The organism is Enterococcus sp. AZ089 (genome assembly GCF_050547225.1).
Taxonomy (GTDB): domain Bacteria; phylum Bacillota; class Bacilli; order Lactobacillales; family Enterococcaceae; genus Enterococcus_D; species Enterococcus_D entomosocium.
On the sequence record NZ_CP172954.1, the window covers coordinates 1,160,001 to 1,178,019 of the forward strand.

15 protein-coding genes, 12 tRNA genes and 2 rRNA genes (1 of these 29 running past the window's edge) are annotated in these 18,019 nt (G+C 43.3%); 25 read left to right on the forward strand and 4 right to left on the reverse strand.

What is annotated here, in order from left to right; genetic code table 11:
- From IGJ01_RS05395 to IGJ01_RS05465, 15 genes are all read left to right on the forward strand, one after another.
- Window positions 1–259, forward strand: a 23S ribosomal RNA gene (locus tag IGJ01_RS05395); it begins 2,656 nt to the left of the window's first position.
- Between the two features lie 81 nt (window positions 260–340).
- Window positions 341–456 (forward strand): 5S ribosomal RNA (rrf, locus tag IGJ01_RS05400).
- Between the two features lie 11 nt (window positions 457–467).
- A tRNA-Asn gene (locus tag IGJ01_RS05405) sits at window positions 468–541 on the forward strand.
- Window positions 542–589: 48 nt separating this feature from the next.
- Window positions 590–678 (forward strand) — tRNA-Ser (locus tag IGJ01_RS05410).
- 11 nt (window positions 679–689) lie between these two features.
- A tRNA-Glu gene (locus tag IGJ01_RS05415) sits at window positions 690–761 on the forward strand.
- Between the two features lie 23 nt (window positions 762–784).
- Window positions 785–857 (forward strand) — tRNA-Val (locus IGJ01_RS05420).
- Between the two features lie 4 nt (window positions 858–861).
- Window positions 862–935, forward strand: a tRNA-Asp gene (locus IGJ01_RS05425).
- A gap of 36 nt (window positions 936–971) precedes the next feature.
- Window positions 972–1,047: transfer RNA gene (locus tag IGJ01_RS05430), tRNA-Phe, on the forward strand.
- Window position 1,048: 1 nt separating this feature from the next.
- Window positions 1,049–1,129, forward strand: a tRNA-Tyr gene (locus tag IGJ01_RS05435).
- 5 nt (window positions 1,130–1,134) lie between these two features.
- Window positions 1,135–1,208 (forward strand) — tRNA-Trp (locus IGJ01_RS05440).
- A gap of 28 nt (window positions 1,209–1,236) precedes the next feature.
- Window positions 1,237–1,309 (forward strand) — tRNA-His (locus tag IGJ01_RS05445).
- A 10-nt stretch (window positions 1,310–1,319) separates the two neighbouring features.
- Window positions 1,320–1,391: transfer RNA gene (locus IGJ01_RS05450), tRNA-Gln, on the forward strand.
- 41 nt (window positions 1,392–1,432) lie between these two features.
- A tRNA-Cys gene (locus IGJ01_RS05455) sits at window positions 1,433–1,503 on the forward strand.
- Window positions 1,504–1,530: 27 nt separating this feature from the next.
- Window positions 1,531–1,615: transfer RNA gene (locus IGJ01_RS05460), tRNA-Leu, on the forward strand.
- 187 nt (window positions 1,616–1,802) lie between these two features.
- Entirely contained in the window at window positions 1,803–2,273 is a 471-nt protein-coding gene (locus IGJ01_RS05465) for an HIT family protein (RefSeq protein WP_034872184.1), read from the forward strand.
- A 63-nt stretch (window positions 2,274–2,336) separates the two neighbouring features.
- On the opposite strand, the gene IGJ01_RS05470 is transcribed toward IGJ01_RS05465, so the two are convergent.
- Window positions 2,337–4,334 carry a beta-galactosidase gene (locus IGJ01_RS05470; RefSeq protein WP_429974801.1) on the reverse strand — a complete coding sequence of 666 codons (1,998 nt, stop codon included), beginning with the start codon at window positions 4,332–4,334 and terminating at the stop codon, window positions 2,337–2,339.
- A 433-nt stretch (window positions 4,335–4,767) separates the two neighbouring features.
- On the opposite strand from IGJ01_RS05470, the gene arcA reads away from it, so the two are divergent.
- The 10 genes from arcA (at window position 4,768) to IGJ01_RS05520 (ending at window position 14,899) form a co-directional block, all read left to right on the forward strand.
- On the forward strand, window positions 4,768–5,985 hold the full coding sequence (arcA, locus tag IGJ01_RS05475) for an arginine deiminase (RefSeq protein WP_244733318.1): 1,218 nt from the start codon (window positions 4,768–4,770) through the stop codon (window positions 5,983–5,985).
- A 384-nt stretch (window positions 5,986–6,369) separates the two neighbouring features.
- Window positions 6,370–6,681, forward strand: coding sequence for a hypothetical protein (locus tag IGJ01_RS05480; protein ID WP_244733320.1), 312 nt, complete (start codon window positions 6,370–6,372; stop codon window positions 6,679–6,681).
- Entirely contained in the window at window positions 6,682–8,673 is a 1,992-nt protein-coding gene (locus tag IGJ01_RS05485; protein WP_244733322.1) for a V-type ATP synthase subunit I, read from the forward strand.
- Window positions 8,657–9,130: a V-type ATP synthase subunit K gene (locus IGJ01_RS05490; RefSeq protein ID WP_005237160.1), complete on the forward strand. Its 474-nt coding sequence runs from the start codon at window positions 8,657–8,659 to the stop codon at window positions 9,128–9,130. The genes IGJ01_RS05485 and IGJ01_RS05490 overlap by 17 nt, the downstream gene beginning before the upstream one ends.
- Before the next feature lie 16 nt (window positions 9,131–9,146).
- On the forward strand, window positions 9,147–9,737 hold the full coding sequence (locus IGJ01_RS05495) for a V-type ATP synthase subunit E (RefSeq protein WP_061053898.1): 591 nt from the start codon (window positions 9,147–9,149) through the stop codon (window positions 9,735–9,737).
- A 14-nt stretch (window positions 9,738–9,751) separates the two neighbouring features.
- Window positions 9,752–10,753 (forward strand): V-type ATP synthase subunit C, encoded by a 1,002-nt coding sequence (locus IGJ01_RS05500; protein ID WP_005237156.1) that lies wholly within the window; start codon window positions 9,752–9,754, stop codon window positions 10,751–10,753.
- Window positions 10,746–11,060: a V-type ATP synthase subunit F gene (locus IGJ01_RS05505; protein WP_005229240.1), complete on the forward strand. Its 315-nt coding sequence runs from the start codon at window positions 10,746–10,748 to the stop codon at window positions 11,058–11,060. The genes IGJ01_RS05500 and IGJ01_RS05505 overlap by 8 nt, the downstream gene beginning before the upstream one ends.
- 31 nt (window positions 11,061–11,091) lie before the next feature.
- Window positions 11,092–12,867 (forward strand): V-type ATP synthase subunit A, encoded by a 1,776-nt coding sequence (locus tag IGJ01_RS05510; protein WP_008380990.1) that lies wholly within the window; start codon window positions 11,092–11,094, stop codon window positions 12,865–12,867.
- The gene (locus IGJ01_RS05515) at window positions 12,867–14,255 is read left to right on the forward strand and encodes a V-type ATP synthase subunit B (RefSeq protein WP_005237151.1); all 1,389 of its coding nucleotides are present in this window, start codon (window positions 12,867–12,869) and stop codon (window positions 14,253–14,255) included. Before IGJ01_RS05510 ends, IGJ01_RS05515 begins: the two co-directional genes overlap by 1 nt.
- A complete protein-coding gene (locus IGJ01_RS05520) occupies window positions 14,255–14,899 on the forward strand; it encodes a V-type ATP synthase subunit D (protein ID WP_005229243.1) in 645 nt (214 codons plus the stop codon). Before IGJ01_RS05515 ends, IGJ01_RS05520 begins: the two co-directional genes overlap by 1 nt.
- A gap of 75 nt (window positions 14,900–14,974) precedes the next feature.
- Here the strand turns inward: IGJ01_RS05520 and IGJ01_RS05525 are convergent, their stop codons facing one another.
- From IGJ01_RS05525 to IGJ01_RS05535, 3 genes are read right to left on the reverse strand one after another with little or no spacing between them, the layout of a single operon-like run.
- Window positions 14,975–15,781 (reverse strand): ABC transporter ATP-binding protein, encoded by an 807-nt coding sequence (locus IGJ01_RS05525; RefSeq protein WP_005237149.1) that lies wholly within the window; start codon window positions 15,779–15,781, stop codon window positions 14,975–14,977.
- A complete protein-coding gene (locus IGJ01_RS05530) occupies window positions 15,781–16,701 on the reverse strand; it encodes an ABC transporter permease (protein ID WP_005237148.1) in 921 nt (306 codons plus the stop codon). Before IGJ01_RS05530 ends, IGJ01_RS05525 begins: the two co-directional genes overlap by 1 nt.
- A 29-nt stretch (window positions 16,702–16,730) precedes the next feature.
- Window positions 16,731–17,708 (reverse strand): ABC transporter substrate-binding protein, encoded by a 978-nt coding sequence (locus IGJ01_RS05535; protein WP_005237146.1) that lies wholly within the window; start codon window positions 17,706–17,708, stop codon window positions 16,731–16,733.
- Window positions 17,709–18,019 lie beyond the last annotated feature (311 nt).

Here is an 18,019-nt window from a genome sequence, read left to right on the forward strand (position 1 = left end):
GGAGCTGTCCTTAGTACGAGAGGACCGGGATGGACTTACCGCTGGTGTACCAGTTGTCTCGCCAGAGGCATCGCTGGGTAGCTATGTAGGGAAGGGATAAACGCTGAAAGCATCTAAGTGTGAAGCCCACCTCAAGATGAGATTTCCCATTTCTTTAAGAAAGTAAGATCCCTGAGAGATGATCAGGTAGATAGGTCAGAAGTGGAAGGCCAGTGATGGTTGGAGCGGACTGATACTAATCGATCGAGGACTTAACCAAAAAGAAAAAAGCACGTAAACTCGTAGCGTTTTGATTTCTTCGATCCAGTTTTGAGTGAGCAACACTTACTCAATTGAATAGTGTGGTGGCGATAGCAAGAAGGATACACCTGTAACCATGCCGAACACAGAAGTTAAGCTTCTTAGCGCCGATTGTAGTGAAGGGTTTCCCTTTGTGAGAGTAGGACGTCGCCACGCATTTCAATTTTTCCGGCATAGCTCAGTTGGTAGTAGCGCATGACTGTTAATCATGATGTCGTAGGTTCGAGTCCTACTGCCGGAGTTCTCTAATAAGAGAAAACAAGCAAGAGTAATGAGCTTCTTTTAGGCTGGAGAGTTGTCCGAGTGGCCGAAGGAGCATGATTGGAAATCATGTAGATGGCTATCGCTGTCTCAAGGGTTCGAATCCCTTACTCTCCGTTTTAAACTTAGGTCCGTTGGTCAAGTGGTTAAGACACCGCCCTTTCACGGCGGTAACACGGGTTCGAATCCCGTACGGATCATTACAATTTAATGAACAACCTTCGGGGGTTTAGCTCAGCTGGGAGAGCATCTGCCTTACAAGCAGAGGGTCAGCGGTTCGATCCCGTTAACCCCCATTACGGTTTGGTAGTTCAGTTGGTTAGAATGCCTGCCTGTCACGCAGGAGGTCGCGGGTTCGAGTCCCGTCCAGACCGTTTCATTATTTTTGTAAAACTTATATTTTCTTATATGGCTCGGTAGCTCAGTTGGTAGAGCAATGGATTGAAGCTCCATGTGTCGGCAGTTCGATTCTGTCCCGCGCCACCATGGAGGAGTAGCGAAGTGGCTAAACGCGACGGACTGTAAATCCGTTCCTTAGGGTTCAGTGGTTCGAATCCACTCTCCTCCATTTATAGGGGCATAGTTTAAAGGTAGAACAGCGGTCTCCAAAACCGTTAGTGTGGGTTCAATTCCTGCTGCCCCTGCCATTATATATTTCAATATTTTCTTATTACGGCGGGTGTGGCGAAGTGGTTAACGCACCGGATTGTGGCTCCGGCATTCGTGGGTTCGATTCCCATCATTCGCCCTTTCATTTTTGGGGTATAGCCAAGCGGTAAGGCAACGGACTTTGACTCCGTCATGCGTTGGTTCGAATCCAGCTACCCCAGTACAATCTTCACTTGATTGTAGATTGCAACAATAGTATAATGGCGGTATAGCCAAGTGGTAAGGCAGAGGTCTGCAAAACCTTCATCACCGGTTCAAATCCGGTTACCGCCTTAGTACTAAATACTAACCTTTCAACATGCCGGCGTGGCGGAATTGGCAGACGCGCTGGACTCAAAATCCAGTGCCCGTTGAGGGCGTGCCGGTTCGACCCCGGCCGCCGGTATCATTGATGTATCAGTCTTTTATAAGATTGATACATTTTTTTGTTTATAAAAGTCTACAAATACGATTTTGGAGGACAACTTATATAGCAAAGATTTTTTTGTTTTGTTACTATTGAAAGCCTTTCCTTAATCTTGTATAGTTTTTACATGAATAGCTGCAAGGAACAGGAGAGAGGGGGGATCAAATTGAAATGGTATGAGAATAGAATCAAATCAGCGATAGATGGGACAAATCCAATGGTGATCAAAGAATTGTCTGGCAGTTTTGCTGTTTATGGCGATGTCCAATTTCTTCCTGGATATTGTGTATTATTACCTAAAAGAGAGGTGGCTTCTTTAAATGATCTAGATTTAAATGAGCGACAGGTTTTCTTAACTGATATGACTCTTTTAGGAGATGCTATAATACAGGCTTGTTCTCCATTGAGAATCAATTATGAACTATTGGGAAATACCGATAACTTTCTTCATGCACATCTTTTTCCCCGTTATGAATGGGAAACCGGCGAAGCGAAAAAAATGCCTGTTTGGTTGTATGACAAATCTCATTGGACTAATCCAGAGTATCACTATTCAGAAAAAAGTGATGGAGAGCTAAGACAAAAGATAGCCTCTTGTTTAGAAAATGCCTATCGTTTGTCTAATGAACCTTTCTAATCTAGTAACCTCAATAAAAGAACCTCCATGAAGCGATCGCTTCATGGAGGTTCTTTGCTTAGATTAATCAATATACTTAAGAACTGCGACTTCTTTTGGTTTCAGAACTACCAACTGTCTGATTTCTTTGGTTAGAAGGTCTGCTCCAGGGGCTTTCAGCTTCACTTTGATTGTCTGCTCGGTATGGTTTAAGAAAAAGACGAGTGTATAGCCAGCACCTTTGCGGCAGGTAACGGAGACTTCAGTAGGAGCAGCCAAGAAGTGCTGGGCATGAGTCGTTAAATTGTGATTTTCCAGAATGGTCGTTAAAAATGTTGTTAGACCTTCAAGGGACAATTCTGTTCCCACGTAATACGCATACCCATCGTCGATCCGGTTCATGGTAATGGCTGGCTTATCGGTCAAATAACCGGAATGGAAGGTTGCCAAAGCTTTCGCACCTTTTAGATGGATGACTTCCTCCCATAGAGAATTGTCGTACCGACGACCTTGAAAGTCAATCTGATGATGGGTAGCTGCTTTCATTGGGTAAAACTCTTCTACAATGATCCCTAATGTGTCTCTAAACAAGCCTGGATAGTCTCCAAGATAGACTTGGTCATATTCATTGACGATCCCACTAAAGAAATTGGTCAAGAAGATGCCGCCTTGTCGCACGTAATCATGGATCTTCTTACCGAATGCTTCGGGTGCTGAATAGAGATTTGGGGCGATCACTAAAGGATAGCCGTCTACTGATTCGGAAGGATGGACAAAGTCTACGCTCAGATTTAACGCCCTTAGTGCGGCATACAGGCTGCGTAACTGATGAATGTATTTTAAGGTTCTTGGTTTGGCATCCAATTCCAGCGCCCACCAATTTTCCCAGTCGAAGACAACTGCGACATCAGCCAAGAAGCGCGTCCCAACGATTTCGGATAGTTGCGAAAATTCGTTGCCTAATTGTGCACATTCACGAAAGATACGGCTTGACTGAGGATCTCCGTGAGGCACCATCGCACTATGAAATTTTTCCGCACCGCCACGAGACTGTCGCCATTGAAAGAACATGATACCATCAGCACCATGAGCTAGCGCTTCATAACTCCAAAGACGCAGCTGGTTGGGGGTCTTGGCCCCGTTGATTTGTCGCCAATTAACGGCGCTGGTGGCTTGCTCCATGATCAAGAATGGCTTTTTCTTCAAACTGCGGGTTAAATCGTTAGCAAGAAATTGCGGGTAAGGGTTTTTTTCAAAGGGATTCGGGTACGAATTCCAGCTGACCACATCTATTTCAGGTGCCCATTTAAATCCATCTACGTATTTGTGTAAGCCCATAAGATTGGTCATATAAGGAATGTCATGGGAATATTTTGCGATCGCCGCCTTTTCAATTTGATAAAGTTCCAGATTCATGTCGGAAAGAAACCGACGGTAGTCTAATTGCTGTGCAGGATTTTTGAAGGTTGGCATTGCCTCTGGTAAGAAAATTTCCTCCCAGCTGCCATAAGATTGACTCCAAAACTTCGTTGACCAAGCATCATTCAATCCAGCGATGGTCAGATATTTCTCTGCTAACCATGTCTGAAATCTTTTCCGACAATGATCGCAATAACACTCGTGGATGTGACAGGTATATTCATTATTGATATGCCACATGACCAGCCCTGGATGATTAGCATAACGGTTTGCGACTGCTTCAGACAAATCGGCGGCATATTGACGATAGATAGGGGAAGTCGGACAGTAGTGCTGGCGCGCACCATGAACCAGTCGATTGCCATGAATGGTCACAGGCAGCATCTCAGGGTGTTTTTGAACAAGCCAAGCGGGAGGAGAAGCTGTTCCATTGGCTAGGTCGATCATGATATTGTTTTCATATAAAAGATCCATCAACCAGTCCAGAAAGTCAAAATCATAGGTGGATTCATCTGGCTGCAGATTGACCCAGCCAAAAATATTGATACTTACATAGTTCACACCTGCTTCTTTCATTAAGCGCATATCTTCAAGAATGACTTCTTTAGACCATTGTTCAGGATTGTAGTCGGCACCATAGTAAAGCTGACGTTGCGTTTTCATCAAATCGCTCCTTTATAGACGTTTCTTTAGTATCAAGATACTTGAATCATATCAAATATTCATCTGTTTGATAGCGGTATCATTTGAAAATCATGAAATGATCCAAAAAAACAAAGATAGTTCAATCTGGTTTCGCAACTAGGGCTATAGTCCGCCAGTTCTTTTGCCTTGCTGTTTTTTTAACAAAAATATACAATTGAAAAAGGCGGTAAATTAAAGTATCTAGAATTTATATTCTTTATTAGTTGTTTTTTTATCGGGGGTTTCTTTTTTTAAAAAATGCATGTTTATAACTATATGATCCGAAAAAACTTTGAATCACGAGTAGAAAAAACACGATGAGTCGAAGAAATGAATAATTATGTGATGTGGAATCAAAAAAAAGAATGACATAAGTTATTCTACAAAATTGCCAAGAAGGAGAGAAAAGTCCATGAACCAGCCAATACAGATCTTTTCTGAGATTGCGCCCTTAAAGCGGGTGCTGTTGCATCGTCCAGGAGCAGAATTGGAAAACTTGATGCCGGATTATCTTGATCGCTTGTTGTTCGATGATATTCCTTTTCTAGACCAAGCACAAAAAGAGCATGATTTTTTTGCCGAGACGTTAAGAAACAGAGGGGTGGAAGTCCTTTATTTGGAAGATCTTGCTGCAGAGACATTGTCGACGACCGGTGCCAAAGAAGCTTTTTTAGAAGATTATTTAAATGAGACAACGATCCTTGATGAAGAGATTCGCAACGAAGTGCGCAATTTTTTCCTGTCGATCAAAGATAATCGCTCCTTTATCGATCATACGATGGCGGGCTTGAAAAAAAGTGAGGTAGAAATTCCAAGAGCTAGCAAGTTAACGGCGATCGTTGAAACGGAATATCCTTTTTTGATCGATCCCATGCCAAACTTGTATTTCACGAGAGATCCGTTTGCTACGATTGGTCATAGCGTTTCCTTGAATCGAATGTATTCTGCAACGAGAAGACGAGAAACCCTCTACGGAAAACAAATTTTTACGCACCACCCGATGTTTTCCCGCAATGAGACGAACTTTTTGTATCATCGGGACGAAACGACGCGGATGGAAGGCGGCGATCAGCTGATTTTATCTGATAAAATCGTGGCGATCGGTATCTCTCAACGAACCGAGGTTGCTTCTATCGAAAAAATTGCCGAAACGATTTTTGCTACAGAACCGAGTTTTGAACATATCTTGGCATTTAATATTGGTGAAGAACGAAAATTTATGCACTTAGATACGGTCTTTACGATGGTGGATCATGATAAGTTCACGATCCATCCAGAAATCGAGGGAGAACTTTCGCTGTATTCAATCACTAAACACAAGGACGGTGTGCGAGTATATGAGGAAAAAGATACGTTGGAAAACATTCTTTGCCGTTATTTAGATTTGCCTGAAGTACACTTGATTCACTGTGGTGGTGACGACTTAGCGGCAGCAGCCAGAGAACAATGGAATGATGGTTCCAATACATTGGCGATCGCCCCAGGGGAAGTCGTGGTCTATGACCGCAATACCATCACCAACGGGTTGTTAAAAGAGGCAGGCGTCAAGTTGAATGAGATCTCAGGAAGTGAATTGGTTCGCGGACGTGGAGGTCCACGCTGTATGAGTATGCCATTTATTCGTGAGTAGGACGAATCTTTGTTATTTTAATTACGGATTTTTGCTTTGAAATTATGAAAGTTAAGAAATAGAAGAGAGAAAAATAAAAGAAAGATTTGAAACGGCATTCTGTTTCTAATCTTTCTTTTTTGTCATCATTTAACCCCCTATAAATTGAAAAGGATTTCTTTTTGTGAAAATGTGTAATTTTTGTGACTTTTATATGTAAAGACTATAAAAAAACGCTAGGAACCTTGTTCTATCGCTAAATTTATGGTACGGTTATATTAGAAAACGGAAATAGGTGAAGGTATTTGCCACTTATTGATTTTTGACACCCTACGATCAGCGAATGCCATATGCTTGATTTGTAGTGGTTTTTTTTGCGGAAAAAAAGGGAAAGCAGGTGAGAAAATGGCAGTAGATGCAATTCGATTATTACAAGAAGCAGAGCAATTTGCTGAAAATAAAAACCAAGAAGCGGAATCAGAAAAAAAACAATTGGCAAAAGAACGCGAAGAACGGTTGAAGGCGTTTAAAAAAGAGTTGGCAGAAAAAGAAGCCCAACAAAAAGAAGCAATCAATCAAAAAATCGCAGCTGAGTTAACACAGTCAAAAGAACCGCTCATGGCTAAAACGAAAGCAGAAGTGGAAACACTACGAACGATCCCTAATGAGTTAAAGGAAGAAGCATTGGCAATAATAATAAATAAGGTTGTGACATAAATGGCAATTGCAAAAATGCAAAAGTTCAGTCTGTTGACCTTTTACGATCAGAAAGAAGCTGTTTTAGAGCAGCTGCAAGACTTTCAGGGCGTAGAACTGCTTTCTTCGGAGAAATACTACGATTCTGAAGAAACGACGGGTGTTTTGACACCGGTTCGCGAGGAACAGTCTGAAGAAGAAATGGAGAACCAGTTTGGTCAAGTCAACTGGAGCTTAAATTTTTTAGAAGAATATGTACCCAAAAAAGGAATGCTGGCACAACTGCGGCAACCAATCAAAAAATATACCCTTCAAGAATTGGCTGAAACAGCCCACACCTATCCCTGGCAAGAATTATGCCAGACCCTTCGTAAACAAGACAAACGTCTTCGCTTGATCGATCAAGAAAAACGCGATGTATTAGCACAAGAAGCAGAGCTGTCGATTTGGAAGTATTTTAAAGAGCGTCCAGCGGTTTTAAAGGAATTAAAAAAATCAGGTGGCTTGCTAGGTTCGATTCCCACTTCTGAAATGGCTGACTTTACGACGAACAGTGAGAAGCTGCCGCTCGTCTATGTGGAAACTGTTTATCAATCACAAACAACCACTTACTTACTGGTCCTTTTCCACAAAGATGTAAAAGAAAAAGTAACTTCACTTCTTAAAAAAGTAGCCTTTGAGCAATACATCTACCCTTATGAGGGCATCCCAGAAGAAGATCTGCAAACGATGAAAGAAAAATCCCAATGTTTAATTGATGAAGAAAAAGAGATCAAAGCCTCTCTTCGTGCAATGACAAACGAGCAAGAAACTTTGCGGATCGTTGCCGAGTATTTAGATGGAGCAATCACCCGCTTAAAAAGCAATAAGATGCTTTTACGTTCTACTCATGCGGTCTCGCTTTCTGGCTGGGTTCCTGTTGATGGAACGGCCGAATTAGAAAAACGCATCAAAAAAGGAACCACGGATAACTATTACCTCGAATACCAAGAAGTGACGGAAAAAGAGATTAGTAATGTGCCGATTTTATTAGAAAACGCACGTTGGATCAAACCTTTTGAAGGACTTGTTCGGATGTACAGCTTGCCGCAATATGACGAGTTAGATCCGACACCATTTATGGCGCCTTTTTATATGGTGGCATTCGGGATGATGGTTGCCGATTTTGGCTATGGTTTGCTTTTGTTTCTGGCGACGTTTCTTGGGAAAAAGCTGTTCCACCTCAGCAAAGGGCTGGAACAAAACTTGACCCTCTTTCAGTTATGCTCGATCCCCACGATTATTTGGGGCTTGATCTATGGCAACTTCTTCGGATTTGAATTCTCATTCCAACTGTTGTCTGCCCAGGATGATGTCAACCAGATCTTAGTCTTATCCGTGATCTTTGGGTACATCCAGATCATGTTTGGTTTGGCGCTGAAATTCTATATTCTATGGAAGAAAAAAGACCAGAAACTGGCTGCGATGTTCCAAGCCGGTTCATGGATCGTCTTTTTGATCAGTGTGGCTTTTGTTGCCGCAGGAATACTGCTTTTCCCTGACACACCGTTACAAATGATTGGGATCGTAATGATCGCTGCCAGTCTATTAGCAGTGGCCATCGGAGGCAGTTTAGAAGGTAAAACCTTAGCAGGAAAAATCGGTTCTGGATTGTACGGATTGATGGATGTGACCAATTATGTTGGTGACTTGATCAGTTACACCCGTCTGATGGCGTTAGGGGTTGCCGGCGGAAGTATCGCCTCAGCCTTCAACTTGATCATCAGCTACCTGCCGCCAGCAGCCCGGTTTACGGTTGGTATCTTATTATTTGTGGCATTGCATGGCCTAAATATTTTCTTAAGTTACCTTAGTGCGTATGTTCATGGTATCCGTTTGCAGTATTTAGAGTATTTTGGAAAATTCTTTACGGGGGGCGGACGTGCCTTTGACCCCTTCAAATCAAATGAAAACTATGTAGAGATTATCTCAGAAGAGAAGTTACAGGAGGACAATAATGGAAAATTGGATTAGTTTCTTTTACGAAAATGGTGGAATTGTTTTTGCAGCTTTAGGTGTAGCGACCGCAACGATTTGCGGCGGGATCGGATCAACGATTGGTGTTGGGATGACCAGTGAAGCAGCGTCAGGCTTGATCTCAGAGCAGCCAGAGAAATTCGGACAAGCGTTGATCTTAGAGTTGCTATCTAGTACTCAGGGGTTATACGGATTCGTAATTTCCTTTATGATCTTTGGTCAGATCAGCGGTTCGCTCTCATTCGATCGCGGATTGTACTTGTTTATTGCTTCGTTGCCAATCGCATTAACAGCGATCGTAGCCGGAAAATGGCAAGGACGTGCCGCAAGTGCTGCGATGCAGATTTTAGCCAAAAAACCAGAACATGTGACCAAAGGGATTATCTTGGTAGCGATGATGGAAACGTATTGTATTTTAGGGTTCGTTATTTCCTTCTTGCTTGTCTTGAATTAAGAGGAGGGAAAAGTGAATGTCTGATATTACACGTTTAACTGACAAAATAACCGCTGATGCGGAAAAGAAATACCAGCTGCAAATCAAAGAAGCGAAAAAAGAAAGTGAAAATCAAGAAAACTTAAAGCGAACGCAATTAGAAAAAGAACTTAGTGAACGGTTAGCTTTTTATGAAAAAGAAAAACGTGCGGCGATGTATTTGGAAATCTCAGATGTGCATATTCAATCAAGAAACAAGGTCTTGGCAGCAAAGCAGTCGGTCTTAGATGAGCTGTTTACTGAGGCTTTGACCCGTTTAAATACGATGGATCAAGCAGCATTTTATGCGTTTATCGCTAATGGCTTGGCGAATGCAAGGTTAACTGGTGAGGTTGAGTTGCTTTTAGGTGAGAAGACCCGCCATTTAGTGGATGAGGAGCTCCTCGCTAAATTGCAGGCATCTGCCCCAGATGTTCAGCTGAAACTGGTAAATAAAACGATCCCTCGTAAGGGTGGCTTTTTGTTGCGACAAGAAGCGATCGAGTTGAATTTTACTTTTGATGCGCTACTAGAAGCCAACAAAGAAGAGTTAAGCAATACGTTACTGCAATTGATTTTTGAACAGTAAGCAGGTGCAAACAGATGAATGACATCAAATACAATACCTTAAATACGAGAATTCGGACGTATGAATCGCAATTATTCGATCGCAGCCGCTATGAGCGGATGCTCTCGGCTGCTAGCGCAGAAGAAATCTACGGTATGTTGCAAGAAACGGTTTATGGTGACTTCATCAACGAGGATGATCGTGTACACGACTTTGAACATGTGTTGATGGCGGAGTTGAAACGGGTATACGACACGATGTATCAGCTGACACCGGAAAAAGCGATCGTTGATTTCTTTGCTTTGAAATATGACTATCAAAATCTGAAAGTCTTGGTAAAAGCGGCGTACATGCAAGAAGATTTTTCTGAATATCTTGTCCCAATTGGTACCCAGCCGCTTTCCGTCCTTAAGGATCTGGTCAAGACCAGAAAAAGCAATCTTGTTGCCAAAGAGATGGTTGATTGTGTGGAAGAAGTCTTCTCTTATATTGAGAACTACCATGAGGTCCAATCGATCGACATCATCTTTGATAACCACTATTGGGAACAATTGTGGACGATTGGCAAAGAATACGACGACGATCTGCTGCAAAGCTTGATTCGTCGACAAATCGATATTTTCAACATTTCAACAACGTTGCGCAGTTACGCGATGAAACGCAAGCGCGGCTTTATCAGCGCAGTTTTAGCCGATCATGGAAACCTGCCTGCAAAAGAATTGTTAGCTGAGATCACGACTTCCCTTGAGGCATTTGTGGCATATTTGCAAGGGACTCCTTATAAAGAACTGATCAATCACAGCTATGAAGAGTTGGTAGAGAAGAAGACCTTGAATACCTTTGATATACGCAAAGACAATTTTCTAATGGCGAAGCTCAAAGAACATAAAATTGTTCCTTTTGGCCCTTCAGCATTGGCAGGGTACTTGTACGCCAAGGAAATTGAAAGCAAGAACTTGCGTATTCTCCTGATTGGGAAAATCAATAAGGTGCCGGAAGAGATTTTAAGAAGTCGGGTGCGTGATAGTTATGCATAAAAAAATAGCAATGATGGGTGGTAAGAACTCGATCTTGCCTTTCAAAGGGCTAGGGATCGACATCTTTCCAGTCAGCGATTTGGATGAAGCCGCCCAACAACTAGAAGAAATGGCTGAAGCCTATGGGGTAATCTTTTTGACTGAGCGACTGATCGAACAATTAGAACCGATCGTTCGCCGCTATGAAGAAGTACCGACACCAGCGATCATTCCGATTCCAAGTAGTACGGGTAGTTTAGGGATCGGCATGGCACGAATTCAGCAAAATGTGGAAAAAGCGGTAGGAATGAATATATTAGATTCATAACAGACAAGTCAGCCAGCTAGGAGGAATAAATGTGGCATTTGGCACAATTGAAAAAGTATCGGGACCACTGGTCACCGCCTCAGGATTAAGTGGCGCAAAAATCCACGAAATCTGCAAAGTCAGTGACAAGGGCCTTATCGGTGAGATCATTGAGATCAAAAAAGGGCTGGTTTCGATCCAAGTATACGAAGAAACAGCGGGAATCGGACCAGGCGAGCCCGTGGAAACGACAGGCGCACCATTGTCTGTCGAACTAGCACCAGGTTTGTTGACTCAGATGTTTGATGGGATCCAACGACCATTAGATACGTTTATGTCGCAAACAGAAAGTGATTTTTTGGAACGAGGGGTTACCATCGATCCACTGAATCGCCAAAAGAAATGGACCTTTGTCCCTCAAGTACAAGTCGGTGATACCGTACAAGGTGGCGACATTTTAGGTTCAGTACAAGAAACATCGGTGATCGAGCATAAGATCATGGTGCCACCAAACTATGAAGGAACCGTCAAAGAAATCATGGTAGGGAATTTTGCTATTACTGAAGTGATCTGTGTCTTAGAAACCATTGAGGGTGAAAAAAACTTGACGATGGTTCAGAAATGGCCGGTTCGTCAACCACGTCCCGTTACTGCTAAATTAAATCCAGGCGAACCGCTGGTCACTGGTCAGCGCGTCATCGACACCTATTTTCCAGTGGCAAAAGGCGGCTCAGCTGCCGTTCCCGGACCATTTGGTGCCGGAAAAACGGTTGTTCAGCACCAAATTGCTAAATGGTCGGATGTGGATATCGTTGTCTATGTCGGCTGTGGCGAGCGAGGCAATGAAATGCGGGATGTTATGAATGAATTTCCTGAACTGATCGACCCAAATACCGGCAAGTCCATCATGGAACGAACGGTCTTGATCGCCAATACGTCGAATATGCCAGTTGCTGCTCGGGAAGCCTCAATCTATACAGGAATCACGATTGCAGAATATTACCGCGACATGGGCTATAGTGTTGCTATCATGGCAGACTCAACATCACGTTGGGCAGAAGCGCTGCGGGAAATGAGTGGACGATTGCAAGAGATCCCAGGAGATGAAGGCTATCCGGCGTACCTTGGAAGTCGAATTGCGGAATACTATGAGCGAGCAGGGCGTTTCCATTCATTAGGCACACAGCCTCGGGAAGGAAGCATTACCGCAATTGGTGCGGTTTCACCTGCTGGTGGAGACATCTCAGAACCGGTCACCCAAAATACCTTACGAATCGTGAAAGTCTTCTGGGCATTGGATAGTATGCTGGCGCAAAAACGGCATTTTCCTTCCATCAACTGGATGAATTCCTATTCCCTTTACGAAGATCAAATCAATTCTTATTTAGATCAATTATTAGGCGATCGCTGGTCGGAGCTAGTCAATGAATCAATGGCGATTCTCCAAGAAGAAAGCCGTTTAGAAGAAATCGTTCAATTGGTAGGGATGGATTCTCTTTCTCAAAGAGACCGTTTGACAATGATGACAGCCCGTTCTTTGAGACAAGATTACTTGCAGCAAAACGCCTTTGATGATGTTGACACGTATACATCTCGCAATAAGCAGTTCAAAATGTTGGAGAATATTCTTTACTTTAATGAACAAGCCCAACGTGCACTGCAGCTAGGTGCTTACTTAGATGAGATCACAAAAGGAACGGTTGATCTGCGTGAGCGCATCGCCCGCAGCAAATACATTCCTGAAGAAGAATTGACCCGCTTGGATACGATCAAGCATGACATCAAAGAAAAGTTACAACGAATCATTGAAACTGGAGGTGTTCATTGATGTTAAAAGAATATCGTACAGTTTCCGAAATTGCCGGCCCTTTAATGGTGGTCGAAAATGTTCGAGGCGTTAAATTCGACGAACTCGTTGAGGTCCGCATGGACACAGGCGAGATCCGTCAAGGACAAGTACTGGAAGTCAGTGATGACAATGCTGTTGTCCAAGTATTTGAGGGTACAAGTAATTTGAGTGCTGAAGAAAGCAAAGCAAGGTTTCTAGGAACTGGTTTAACTTTAGGGGTTTCTCTAGATATGATGGGTCGGGTTTTTGACGGTTTAGGAAAACCAAAAGATAATGGCCCGAGAATCTTGCCCGAAAAACGCATCGATGTAAACGGTGAAGCCATCAATCCGATGGCACGGGACTTCCCGGATGAATTTATCCAAACTGGGATCTCAACGATCGATCATTTAAATACATTAGTTCGTGGACAAAAATTACCAATCTTTTCTGCTTCTGGTTTGCCTCATAAAGAGATCGCTGCTCAAATCGCACGACAAGCAACAGTACCCAGCCAAGAAGGCAATTTTGCGATCGTCTTCGCAGCAATTGGGATTCCGTTTGAAGAAGCTGAATTTTTCGTGGATGAATTCCGCAAAACCGGTGCATTAGATCGATCTGTTTTGTTTATGAACCTTGCCAACGATCCAGCAATCGAACGGATCGCTACTCCTAAGATGGCATTGACTGCAGCAGAGTATTTGGCTTTTGAAAAAGGCATGCACGTCTTAGTGATCATGACCGATATGACGAACTACTGCGAAGCATTGCGAGAAATCTCCGCTGCCCGCCGAGAAGTTCCGGGACGTCGCGGCTACCCAGGGTATCTATACACCAACTTAGCTACACTGTATGAACGGGCAGGACGTTTGATGGGCAAAGAAGGATCGGTCACACAGATTCCGATCTTAACGATGCCAGATGGCGATAAAACCCACCCGATTCCTGATTTGACTGGCTATATCACAGAAGGACAAATCATTTTGTCGCGGGACCTTTACAAACGCAATATCAATCCGCCAGTGGATATTTTGCCAAGTCTTTCTCGGTTGAAGGACAAAGGAACGGGAGAAGGTAAGACCCGTGCAGATCATGCGGCAACGATGAATCAAATTTATGCCGCCTATTCCGATGGGAAAGCTGCCAAAGAGTTATCGATCGTTTTAGGAGAGTCTGCCTTGTCTGATCTTGATAAAAAGTACGCGCGTTTTGCAGATCTTTTCGAAAAAGAGTATGTCAACCAGGGATTTGAAACCAACCGGACGATTGAAGAAACGTTAGATTTAGGCTGGAAGCTATTAGCTACCTTGCCAAAACAAGAGTTGAGCCGTATCAAAGAAGAATTTATCGACGCCTATTACCCAACGGACGAGGATGTGAGTTCTTAATGGCGATCTTAAATGTCAATCCAACTCGGATGGAACTAAGTCGTTTGAAAAAACGGCTGACGACGGCAACCCGTGGTCACAAATTATTGAAAGACAAGCAAGATGAGCTGGTGCGCCAATTCATTCAGCTAGTAAAGAAAAACCAGGAGCTTCGTAAAAAAATGGAAACTGCGCTGCAAGCAGGGATGGAAGAGTATGTGCTGGCTTCTAGTAGTATTCCCGATGTCGTTTTGCAAGAAGCATTTATGATCCCTTTAAATAAAGTGACCCTAGATGTACAAAGTCGGACCATCATGAATATGGATGTGCCAGTGTTAAATCCTGTTTACGAAGAAGAGAGCTCCGATGATGACTTTTCCTACGGTTTTGTAAGTACCACCAGTGAGCTGGATCTCTCGTTGTCTCATCTTGATCAGATGCTGCCAGTGATGCTTCAGTTGGCCGAAATCGAGAAAACCTGTCAACTGATGGCCAATGAGATCGAGCGGACGAGGCGAAGAGTCAATGCGTTAGAGTATATGACGATTCCCAAGCTGACGGAAACCATTCAATACATCGAAAGCAATCTGGCAGAAGACGAACGAGCAACATTGACCCGCTTGATGAAGGTCACAGATATCATTGCGGAAAATGAAGCAAAGTAAGGATTTTGCCAATCATTTGGAAGAATCAAAAAAGGCACGTAGAAGGGGGTTCCTTTCTACGTGTCTTTTTGCTTGTTAAGAGCGTAAGAGCAGTTGGTCATCTTTTAATTCAGCACCACTATTTTGATGGAACATTTCCATCAATTCAGGGACTGTTAAATGTTGCTTTTGCTCACCGGCAATATCCACGACGATCTTGCCTTGATGAAGCATGATCAGGCGATTGCCATAGCGAATGGCATCTTCCATATCATGAGTAACCATGAAGGCCGTCAACTGCTGTGAACGAATCAATTGATCGGTCAATGCCATGACAGTCAACGAGGTTTTTGGATCTAGGGCAGCGGTATGTTCATCTAATAAAATCAATTTAGGTTGTTGCAATGTTGCCATCAAGAGGGTAATCGCTTGACGCTGTCCGCCTGATAACAAACCGATCTCGGCAGAAAGACGATTTTCTAAGCCTAAGTTTAGACTGGCTAATTTTTCTTGGAAAAACGCGCGATTTTTTGCTTTGACGCCTGTCGCAAACCCTCGGACTTGGCCCCGTTTGTAAGCAAGTGCTAAGTTTTCTTCAACAGTCAAACGAACCGCTGTCCCCATACGTGGATCTTGAAAGACTCGGCTAATATCCTTTGAGCGTTTCGTAACGGATAAACGGGTGATGTCTTTCCCATCTAAGGTGATTTTTCCTTGTTCTGTTGGGATCGTTCCTGCAATACTGTTTAAAAGGGTCGATTTTCCGGCACCATTGCCACCGATGATCGTGATAAAATCTCCGGCATTCATCGTCAGGTCAATGCCTCGCAAGACATGGTTCTCATTGATCGTCCCTTTTTCAAAGGTTTGGTGTAGATTTTCGATTGTTAAGACTGAAGTCATTAGGATTGGCCTCCTTTGGTTTTTGGCAGCATCTTTTTAAGTCCTAGTTTTGAACGAAGCTGCGGTAACGAGAGGCAGATGACTAAGACGATTGCGGATGCCAGTTTGATATCATTGGCTTCGACATTGAACTCGAAAACGACGGCCAGGATAAAGCGATAAACGATCGCTCCAATCACGATGGTGATCAACCGCAAAAGCAAAGATTTATTGGCAAATAAAACTTCTGCAATAATGATCGATGCTAAGCCAATCACGATCGTACCGATTCCGGAGTTTAGGTCAGCAAAACCGTTGTTTTGGGCTAAAAGAGCACCTGAAAGGGCGATACAGCCATTAGAGATCATGTAACCGATGATCTTCATATTATCGGTGTTGATGCCGTTGGCTTCACTCATAGCTAAATTATCGCCTGTTGCGCGCAATGCTAAGCCGATCTCTGTACGGAAAAAGAGGAACAAGCACAAAATGACGATAGCTGCGAAGAGAAAGCCCGCAAGAATCACGGCATTGTTTTTGGTCAGACCCATTGCTTGAAATTGGGTGAAGACCGTGTCTTGTCCTAACAAGGCAATGTTGGGAGCACCCATCACACGATTTGTGATGGAATAAAGCCCAGTCATCGTGATGATCCCGGCCAACAAGGCTGGGATCTTTAGTTTTGTATGCAGTAGTCCGGATACCAAGCCGGCTAACATGCCACCGCCAAAGCCCATCAAACTGGCTAGTATGGGGGAGACGCCATTCGTAATACTGATTGCAGCGATCCCTGCACCTAATGGAAAACTTCCTTCTGCAGTTAAATCAGCGATATCCAGAATACGGAAGGTCAAAAATACTCCGATTGCCAGCAATGCCCAAAGGATCCCTTGAGAGGTGGCAGATTGTAGTAATAGTAAGAACGTGTCGACTAAATTCATATGATTTCCTCAAATCTAAAATAGTATGGTTATTCTGGGGCAGTGATGCTGGCAGGATCAATCCCTAAAGCTGCAGCCATTTCTTCATTGACGACTAACTCTAAATTCTCCGCTGTTTCAACGGGTGTGGTAGCTGGTTCTGCATCGCCATCTAAAATTTTTGCTGCTAGTTTTCCTGTTTGAATGCCTAGTGATTTATAGTCAATACCATAAGTTGCTAGAGCTCCATCATCGACTTGTTCCACGGAACCTGCGACGATCGGTGTTTTGGTTTCTTTCGCCACTTCACCGACGATTGCAGCAGCAGAGGCAAAGGTATTATCTGTTGGAATATAAATGCCATCGACATCTTTTGCCAGGCTAGTGGTCACTTGCTGCACATCATTGGTGGTATTGGCGGTCAATACTTTAACGTCGACTCCAGCAGCTTTTAAGGCTTCTTCTGCCAAGTCTGCTTGAATTTTCGAGTTAGCTTCACCTGCATTATACATAATGCCGATCGTCTTGGCGTCAGGGACGATGCTTAACAGCAAATTGATCTGCTGCTCAATGGGTACCATGTCTGACGTACCGGTGATGTTGCGACCGGGTTCTTCATTTGAGTCGGCTAATTTTGCCCCAACTAAGTCAGTAACTGCGGTAACCACGATTGGGGTATCAGTGGTTTCATTTGCTAACGAAACAGCAGCAGGGGTAGCGATGCCCAATAAAAGATCAGGGTTGGCATTCACTAGGCGTTCGCTCATACTCTTTAAGTTGTCTTGACTGTTTTGCGCATTTTGGTATTCGATCGTCAGGTTTTCACCTTCTGTGTAGCCCGCTTCTGCTAAGCCTTCTTTAAATCCTTCGTAGGCGGCATTCAAGGAGCCATGTTCCACGAGTTGCAAGACACCGACTGTTTTTGATCCGTCGTTTCCCTCAGAAGCATTGTTTGATTCCCCACAAGCTGCCAGTGCCAGTAGTGAAGCCGTTAATAATCCAGTTGTGATCCATTTTTTCATTTTCATTGTAACTCCTCCTATAAACGTTTCTTTTTTAATTGGGGTTTACCTGAACAAAAAAATCCATTCAGACAATCGTCTAAATGGATTCGATCCTATACCAAGCGTAAACGTATATTGGCAACCATTTAGAAGATTTTCTACATGGCTGCAAGTTCAAGTTAAAATGCTTTAGCCATCATAGATACAAACAAAACTCGTTTTGCGGTTTGCATCCATAATGTGTTATGAATACAAACTATCTAAAGTAGCTAAAGTAAAAGATATTCAGTTGTGGGGACACGGTCGTTTTTAACATAAAAAAGTTCCTCCATACT

What these genes read in the sequence shown, in the direction of transcription:
- IGJ01_RS05470 (WP_429974801.1), bottom strand. Translation starts at nt 4,334, where the DNA reads ATGAAAACGCAACGTCAGCTTTACTATGGTGCCGACTACAATCCTGAA.
- arcA (WP_244733318.1), top strand. Translation starts at nt 4,768, where the DNA reads ATGAACCAGCCAATACAGATCTTTTCTGAGATTGCGCCCTTAAAGCGG.
- IGJ01_RS05480 (WP_244733320.1), top strand. Translation starts at nt 6,370, where the DNA reads ATGGCAGTAGATGCAATTCGATTATTACAAGAAGCAGAGCAATTTGCT.
- IGJ01_RS05485 (WP_244733322.1), top strand. Translation starts at nt 6,682, where the DNA reads ATGGCAATTGCAAAAATGCAAAAGTTCAGTCTGTTGACCTTTTACGAT.
- IGJ01_RS05490 (WP_005237160.1), top strand. Translation starts at nt 8,657, where the DNA reads ATGGAAAATTGGATTAGTTTCTTTTACGAAAATGGTGGAATTGTTTTT.
- IGJ01_RS05495 (WP_061053898.1), top strand. Translation starts at nt 9,147, where the DNA reads ATGTCTGATATTACACGTTTAACTGACAAAATAACCGCTGATGCGGAA.
- IGJ01_RS05500 (WP_005237156.1), top strand. Translation starts at nt 9,752, where the DNA reads ATGAATGACATCAAATACAATACCTTAAATACGAGAATTCGGACGTAT.
- IGJ01_RS05505 (WP_005229240.1), top strand. Translation starts at nt 10,746, where the DNA reads ATGCATAAAAAAATAGCAATGATGGGTGGTAAGAACTCGATCTTGCCT.
- IGJ01_RS05515 (WP_005237151.1), top strand. Translation starts at nt 12,867, where the DNA reads ATGTTAAAAGAATATCGTACAGTTTCCGAAATTGCCGGCCCTTTAATG.
- IGJ01_RS05520 (WP_005229243.1), top strand. Translation starts at nt 14,255, where the DNA reads ATGGCGATCTTAAATGTCAATCCAACTCGGATGGAACTAAGTCGTTTG.
- IGJ01_RS05525 (WP_005237149.1), bottom strand. Translation starts at nt 15,781, where the DNA reads ATGACTTCAGTCTTAACAATCGAAAATCTACACCAAACCTTTGAAAAA.
- IGJ01_RS05530 (WP_005237148.1), bottom strand. Translation starts at nt 16,701, where the DNA reads ATGAATTTAGTCGACACGTTCTTACTATTACTACAATCTGCCACCTCT.
- IGJ01_RS05535 (WP_005237146.1), bottom strand. Translation starts at nt 17,708, where the DNA reads ATGAAAATGAAAAAATGGATCACAACTGGATTATTAACGGCTTCACTA.